The sequence below is a fragment of the Deinococcus misasensis DSM 22328 genome (assembly GCF_000745915.1).
Lineage (GTDB): Bacteria > Deinococcota > Deinococci > Deinococcales > Deinococcaceae > Deinococcus_C > Deinococcus_C misasensis.
This window is the reverse complement of sequence record NZ_JQKG01000091.1, coordinates 1-6,957: the sequence shown is the minus strand read 5'-3', so window position 1 is coordinate 6,957 and position 6,957 is coordinate 1. Positions and strand designations below refer to the sequence as shown.

At 54.5% G+C, this 6,957-nt stretch carries 6 protein-coding genes; 1 reads left to right on the top strand and 5 read right to left on the bottom strand.

All coding sequences use genetic code 11. The features are described from left to right. Positions 1-148: 148 nt before the first annotated feature. Positions 149-1,093 (bottom strand): tRNA (guanine(46)-N(7))-methyltransferase TrmB, encoded by a 945-nt coding sequence (gene trmB, locus Q371_RS23120; protein ID WP_034345357.1) that lies wholly within the window; start codon positions 1,091-1,093, stop codon positions 149-151. After that, positions 1,090-1,812 (bottom strand): FAD-dependent oxidoreductase, encoded by a 723-nt coding sequence (locus Q371_RS23115; protein ID WP_034345354.1) that lies wholly within the window; start codon positions 1,810-1,812, stop codon positions 1,090-1,092. The genes trmB and Q371_RS23115 overlap by 4 nt, the downstream gene beginning before the upstream one ends. Before the next feature lie 408 nt (positions 1,813-2,220). Here Q371_RS23115 and Q371_RS26265 point away from each other — a divergent pair, with 408 nt between their 5' ends. Beyond that, on the top strand, positions 2,221-3,405 hold the full coding sequence (locus Q371_RS26265; RefSeq protein ID WP_051965137.1) for a GGDEF domain-containing protein: 1,185 nt from the start codon (positions 2,221-2,223) through the stop codon (positions 3,403-3,405). A 9-nt stretch (positions 3,406-3,414) separates the two neighbouring features. On the opposite strand, the gene Q371_RS23105 is transcribed toward Q371_RS26265, so the two are convergent. The 3 genes from Q371_RS23105 to Q371_RS23095 all read right to left on the bottom strand — a co-directional run bounded on the left by Q371_RS23105 (position 3,415) and on the right by Q371_RS23095 (position 6,503). Then, positions 3,415-4,683, bottom strand: coding sequence for an alpha/beta hydrolase family protein (locus tag Q371_RS23105; protein WP_051965135.1), 1,269 nt, complete (start codon positions 4,681-4,683; stop codon positions 3,415-3,417). Between the two features lie 576 nt (positions 4,684-5,259). Further along, positions 5,260-5,952 (bottom strand): anti-sigma factor, encoded by a 693-nt coding sequence (locus Q371_RS23100; RefSeq protein WP_034345351.1) that lies wholly within the window; start codon positions 5,950-5,952, stop codon positions 5,260-5,262. Then, positions 5,949-6,503, bottom strand: a complete 555-nt coding sequence (locus Q371_RS23095) for an RNA polymerase sigma factor (protein WP_034345348.1) — start codon at positions 6,501-6,503, stop codon at positions 5,949-5,951. The genes Q371_RS23100 and Q371_RS23095 overlap by 4 nt, the downstream gene beginning before the upstream one ends. Positions 6,504-6,957 lie beyond the last annotated feature (454 nt).

Sequence of the window (6,957 nt, the reverse complement as noted above, 5' to 3'; positions counted from 1 at the left end):
GGCAGAAGGCAGAAGGCAGAAGGCAGAAGGCAGAAGGCAGAAAACCCGTTACCACCAACGTAGGGGCGGGGCATGCCTCGCCCTGCATTGCTTTACAGTTGCCTTGGCCTTCAGCCTTCTGCCTGTTCCAGCACCCTGTTTGTTGCTCTCAATATGCCGTGTGGGTCACCTGATAACCCCGCTCTTGCAGGTAGGTGGTCACGCTGCGAACGGCCAGTTTGACCCCTTCGGTGATCAGGGGACTGCCAAACTTGGCGGTTTTGACCAGGGTGGTGCCGTCTTCTCTGGGGGTCACCTGCACCAGAATTTCCTGGGTCAGGTGCTCCTCTTCGATGTGGGCCAGAAACACGTAACCTTCGTTGCGCAGGTTCTTGAAGACATCCAGCAGGATCACGGTGCGGTTGCCGTAACGGTACACGGCTTTCTGGAACTCGGTGATGGCAGGGTTTTCACCTGCCACAAGAATACTGTGGGGCATGTCATCCTCCGTGAACACCTGATAGGGGGGAACGTTTTTGAAGCCTTTGACCCGGAAACGCACATGGAACACGTCGAAGCCCAGATCCTGCCACTTGAGGGCGTACTTGGTTTGCAGGGCAGCCTCTGGAGGGGCACACTCGATCAGGTCGTACAGGCCAGACTTGCGGGCTTCTTCCAGAGCAAACTGAAAGTACTCCTCGTGGTCCGTGGTGAACCAGATTTCGCCCCCTGCTTTCAGGCGTCCAGAGGCCATTTCAAAGAAGGGAACCTGCAACAGGCGGTTGTGCTCGTGTTTGGGCCATGGGTCGGGAAAATTCACATAAATCCGGTCCAGAGCCTGCTTGGGGACCACCCCTTGAATGAGCGGTTCGGCGTGCAGTTTGGTCAGGATGGCGTTTTTCAGACCTGCATCCTGCAGCTTCTTCTCGGCTTTCAGGAGGCTGACACCGGAAATCTCCACGCCCAGATAATTGGCGGCTTCCGTTCGGGCGTGCTGCACCCAGAATCTTCCATCTCCGAAACCCACTTCCAGATGCCAGGGCAACTCTGGCGTTTCAGGATAAAGGTGTTCTTTGCTGTCTGGAAAACGAAAATCCGAAGGTTTGAAGATCATTTCAGCACCTCCAAGAGCTTGTGGGCATCTTGCACCACACTCTGGTAGGTGTGTTCTCCGTGCAGGCAACGGCCCAGAGCGTACAGCTCTGGAATGCGTTTCAGGTGAAACCCGTCCTGTTCTGCTGGAGCAAAAACTTTGAAGGTCACCGTGTAGGGGATGGCTTCTCCTGTGGCAGGAGACTGTTGCTGGACCTCCTCGAAAGCAAAGCCTTGCTGCAAGAGGTCCTGATACAGAAAATCGTAAGCAATTTCCGAGAGCCTGCCTGATTCTTCGGTGATGCTGCCCATGGTGAGTCGGGCTTCCAGAAAACTGCCCACAGCCAGAACCACTTTGCGGGCCAGACGCTCTGGACCTTCCCAGGTGCTCAGGCGGAACCGTTCACCGGTCTGGATGCTGGTCACACACGATTGCAGCAGGTGGATGCCGGGGGTCAGTTCGAGGGTTTGTTTCACATTGCGGTGAAACATCCACAAGCTGCGGTCTGGCAGGGATTTCTCCAGAGCCATTTGCAGAAAAGAGCCCTCTGGAAAAGCGAAATCCACCGAAGGGTGGTACAGGTTGCCCACACTGTCGAGGCTCTGGGTGACCAGCAGCACATCCTGACCGGCCTGTGCGAGGTGGTAGGCCAGTTCGCTTCCAGCCAGTCCTGCACCGATCACCGCCACATCGTAGATGTGTCCGGTGTGTGGGAAGGAGCGGGGGGTAGGGTTCAACATCGGTTTCCCATCATACCAAGTGGGACTGGAAAATCGAGCAGCATGGATGGGAGGCAACAGGTTCACCGTAAAGTCTGACCTTTGGTATGGCACTTGAGAAAGTGTTCAGCGATCAGCAGTCAGCGAAAAGCCCATCCAGAGGCCTTTGCTCTCGAAAACAACAAGACCAAAAGCAAAGCCCACTCAGATTTTGAGCTCAAAAGGCACCAAGAAAACCTTCCTTCTGGCTGATGGCTGAACGCTGATGGCTGACGGCTCTCTCTGTTTGCATCGTCCGACCAGCGACTTGACACTTGTCCTCCCATCTTCAGTTTCAATTCAGGAAACTGAAAGACCCGGAGGTTTACACTCAAATCATCCTTGTATTGGTCATTCCATCTTCTCGTTCAGGATTGAATGGGGTGGTTTATGATTCACAAAACGCTTTCCCAGAGGACGTTGGATGAAAGTGTGGACCGACTCTACGACCAGATGCGTCCGTCTGTGGTGATGACTTTTCTGGCGGTGGTGTTGTTTGCTTTTGCCCTTCTCAGGGAAACCCCTCTGGTGGTGGGAAGCTGGACGGTGGTCATGCTGGGCCACACGTTCTTGCATGCCCGCTCGGTGTTTGGTTACCCCAAAATCAAGCATTTCCATGCTGCCGAATTCTGGCTGTCCAGAGAAGTGGCTTTCAGCCTGACCCGTGCCATCGGCTGGAGCATTCTGGTGATGCTGTACTTCCATCCAGAGCACACCGAGCAGTTTTACCTGCTGCTGATGTTCTTGCTGGCCATCGTCTCGGGAGGGCTGGTGACCTATTCGGCGGTTCCGACCCTGTATCCGTCCATGGTGGTCTTGATGCTGCTCCCCATCTCCCTGAGGCTCCTGCTCACCCCTTCAACCCATGCCTATGCGGCCATCATTGGGGTGGGATTGCTGGTGTATGCAGCGGTGCTCATCAGATACCATCAGGAGGCCCATGGGATTTCCCGAAAAGCCATAGAGTTGTACTTGCAGCAAGGAATCTTGATGGAAGAGATGCACCGCTTCAAAGAACAACTTCAGGAAAGCAACGAACAACTCAAGACGGTCAACGACCATTTGCAGGTTGCCCTCGGGCGCAGCCACAAACTGGCCTTCAACGATGCCCTGACCGGGTGCTACAACAGGCGGGCTTTTCTGGAACACCTCAAGGCCCACGCTTCGCCTTATGTGGCAGCACCCGTCTGTGTGGTGATGATGGACCTCGACCACTTCAAACGCATCAATGACCAGCAGGGGCACCTGTTTGGAGACCATGTGCTGAAAGTGCTGGTGGCCCGCATCCAGATGCAGTTGCGACCAGAGGACATCCTTGCCCGTTATGGGGGCGAAGAATTTGTGTGTTTGATGCCCGGCACCACCGCAGAACAGGCCGCCATTTTCGCCGAAACCATCCGCAAATCGGTGGCCTCCACGCCCATTCGGGATGAAGACCACATCCAGCACATCACCATTTCCATTGGGGTGGCAAAGTATCAGCCCCCAGAGGATCCTCTGGAGGCTGTGAATCGGGCAGATCAGGCGCTTTATCGGGCCAAGCGGGCTGGTCGAGACCGGGTGATGGTCACCTGAAACAGCACTTCACTTGCCTGCAGGCAGGTATTTCAGGGACAGGCCCAGAGCGGTTCTGGGTTTGAAGCCTTCCCAGTAGGTGTTTCCGGCCCCATCGTTGGAGTTCTCCACGAGGTTCAGGTATTTTTGCATGTCGGTCTGACCTTTGAGGTGCATGCCCAGATAAGCGGTGGCGAAGTGCGCCAGGATGTTGTTCATCTTGACGGTGTCCCATGCGGTCTCCGAGTACGCCTCAAAGAGGGGGAAGTTGTTGTAGGTTTCCACTGGAGCGGGCATGGGTGCAGCAGCGTTGTGGTTGGCGTTGTGGAAGGTCAGCAGGTAACGGTTGGTGTTGACAGCATTTTCAAAGATGGCCCTTGTGCCTTTTTCGTAACCAGAGACATCGTCGCGGTCACCTGCCACAAACAGCACAGGGGTTTTGATGCCCTTGAGGGTTTCGGCGTTCCAGAAGCCCACCTGCATGCCCCACGGTGCAATGGCAATGGCGGCCTTGATGCGGGAATCCACGGTTTTCAGGTAATCGGGGTTGCTGGCAGCGCGTGCAGCGAGGGCTTTGTTGGGTGGAGCAAATTGCAGGGTGGTGGCAAAGTCGGTGAAGCCCCCACCGATGGTGTTGACCACGCCGTATCCGCCCATCGAGTAGCCAACCACTGCGGTGTTGTTGGCATCCACCAGACCCGAGAGGAAGCTCTTGCTGCCGTTTTTGCTGAGCTTATCGATCTCGTTCAGCACAAAAAGCTGGTCCAGAGAGCGGTTCATCAGGGTGCTGCCGAAGGCTTTCACATCTGAAAAGGTGCTGTCGGTGTGGTCGATGGCCACCACCACATAGCCTTTGCTGGCGAGGTTTTCGGTCAGGTGGCTGAGCAGGTAACGGTTGCCGGGGTAGCCGTGTGAAACGATCACCAGAGGGAACTTCTCGGGTTTGACGAGGGGTTCGGCATCGCGCACAGCTTTGCCGTACACCTGAATGGCGATGGAAGCGTCCCGGGTGGTGGTGTTGTACACGCCGCCGGGTTTCTGGTCGGCTTTCAGTTGGGCGGGGTACCACACTTCAAGGGTGAGGGGACGGTCGTAGGTGGGGATGGGATTGCCTGCGGTGGCATTCACAATGTCCAACTGTTTGGGGTTGACCACCTTCAGGGTCTGTACCCCGATCTGGTATTCACCATATGGAGAGAGTTGGGGGGAATCAGGGCGGATGGTGTCAATGCGGTTTTGCTGGGCAAAAGCCATGCTTCCCAGAGCCAGCGCAGCGCCGACCAGAGCGGTTTTGTTCATGTTGTGCCTCCCTTAAATCTGTGCCTCTGTCATATCAAATTGGGCATTGATGTAAAAGAGGTGAATTTCACATTTTAAAATTTCTCCCATTTTTATTTTCTTTTTTGGGATTTATGCAAGTTTCTTTTTGAAATGTGAATGCCAATGAAATTTTCGTTCTCTGGGTCCTCATCGAAAGGGGTAGATCAAAAGGGCTGTACTGCAAAGTCAATTTCGGACTTGCTTTTCAATTCTGCGCTTTCAAAATTGGATTGAACACTTACGCAAATACCATTGAACACATGTTCACGAAAACGCCTTTTTCATGAACGAAGCCCGGATAAGCCAATTGAACTAGACCCCATCCAGAGGGGCTTTGCTACCCTGAACCATGGACATTCTTTTGCTTTCACCAGATGAAGCCCCTCAATTGAAAGACCATTTTCTGCAAAACGAAGCGGTCAGAAGTTTGTAACAGTTTCGATCAAAAAGCCCATCTCAGATGGCAAGTGAACCATTTGAGGTGATAGAGGACAGCATCACTTGTGAAACAAAAAAAGAAGCCGTGCCATGCACAGCTTCTTCACTCTGGAAGGATCAGCCCACCGGAACTGCGCCAAGCACCTGTGTTGGGGTCTCACTGCCCCCATAAGGCTCAAGGCTGACTGCAATGGCTTCATAGCCTTCGGTGCTCACCTCAAAAGTGCGTGAGGCAATCACACCCAGAGACACCGGTTGACCGGCCTTGATGCCCCAGACCTGATAACTTTTCTGGTTTGCTGCCTCGGCGTTCATGATCACCAGTGCACGGTTCTGGTCCCTGAACGCCACGGATGCCACCTGCGTTTGTTCCTGCAGCAAAGGTTTGACCTCTCGGGCATCCTCCACCCAACTTTCAATCAAACGGGTTTGCTGGTTGTTCTGATAAACGCCCAGGCCATACCATCCGCCAAACGTCACCACGGCCACCACCGCAGCCCATGTCAGGAATGAAGGCCACCTGAAGCTTTGACCAGAGGAAGTGTGCTGCACAGGTGGAAGGGTTGTTGAGGGTGCAGGTTCAGCTGGGACCTGAGGGGGGTCCAGTCTGGCCTGAATTTTTTGCCAGCTGTCTGGATTCACCGCAAGAGGCTCAAGGTCATCGGTCATGCTGAACAGGGCCTCTTGCAGCTCTTTGACAGTGCGTCTGGCTTCAGGATGGTTTTCCAGATGACGTTCCACCTCCTCCATCTCTTGTGGAGAGAGCAACCCGAGCACGTAATCTGCCAGGTGTTCTCGGGTGTGGTTCATAAGCCCTCCAGGGTGGTTTTGAGTTTCAACAATGCCCGCCTGAGCTTGCTTTTGAGGGTCCCGAGTGCCATTCCGGTGTGCTCCACCAGTTCAGAATGCGAGTACCCATCGTAAAAAGCCAGTTCCAGAAGTTTTTTCTCGGTTGGCTCCAGCGTGCTCAAGGCTTTCTCGACCACGATTTTATCATCTTGCTGCTGTACCTCCGCAGAAAGGGTTTCGGTTTCTGGGTCGTGGATGTCCCATTCTTCCACTTTCTGTGGACGGGAAGAACGGCTCCTGAGGCGTTCCAGACACATCTTGTGCGCAATCCCACACAGGTAGGTCTTCACCGATGCCCGCTCGGGGGTGTAGGTGCTGGCCTTGTTGTAAAGGACCACAAATGCGTCTTGCATGACCTCCTCGGCATCCTCGATGCTGCCCAGCATCCGAAAAGAGACGGCTTTGACGGTGGGCCCGAGGTCCTCGAAAAGTTCCCTCAGGGCGTCCTGATCACCGCGTTGAATGCGGATCAGAAGCTGAGTGTGGTGCTCGGTGCTGGTCGGATCATTCACGCTTAAAAGTGTATCTGCTCTCTTCAGGGGTTTTGGATGCAATGGATACCAAAAGATGGGGGTTTGGTGAAATTGTGATTTGGGGAACGGTTGTGAATGCCGAGAGCCGAGGGCACAGGGCCGAGGGCAATGGAAAGCTCTGGCATCAGCAATACAGGGCGAAGCATGCCTCGCCCCTACAATTTCCCTTGACCATCTCTGCCACGTATCACACGATGCTCTCGGCTCTCGGCTCTCGGCTCTCGGCTCTCGGCTCTCGGCTCTCGGCTCTCGGCTCTCGGCTCTCGGCTCTCGGCTCTCGGCTCTGGTCAAATCCAGCCGCTCCAGACCCCGATGCATCCAAATCCAGATCCTGTGCAAATAAGCCTCCAAGACGAAACACCTTTGCTTCGCTGTGCCTGTTTCGCAAGGAGGACCCCATGAACCTAGGATTTCCAGAAATCATCATGATTCT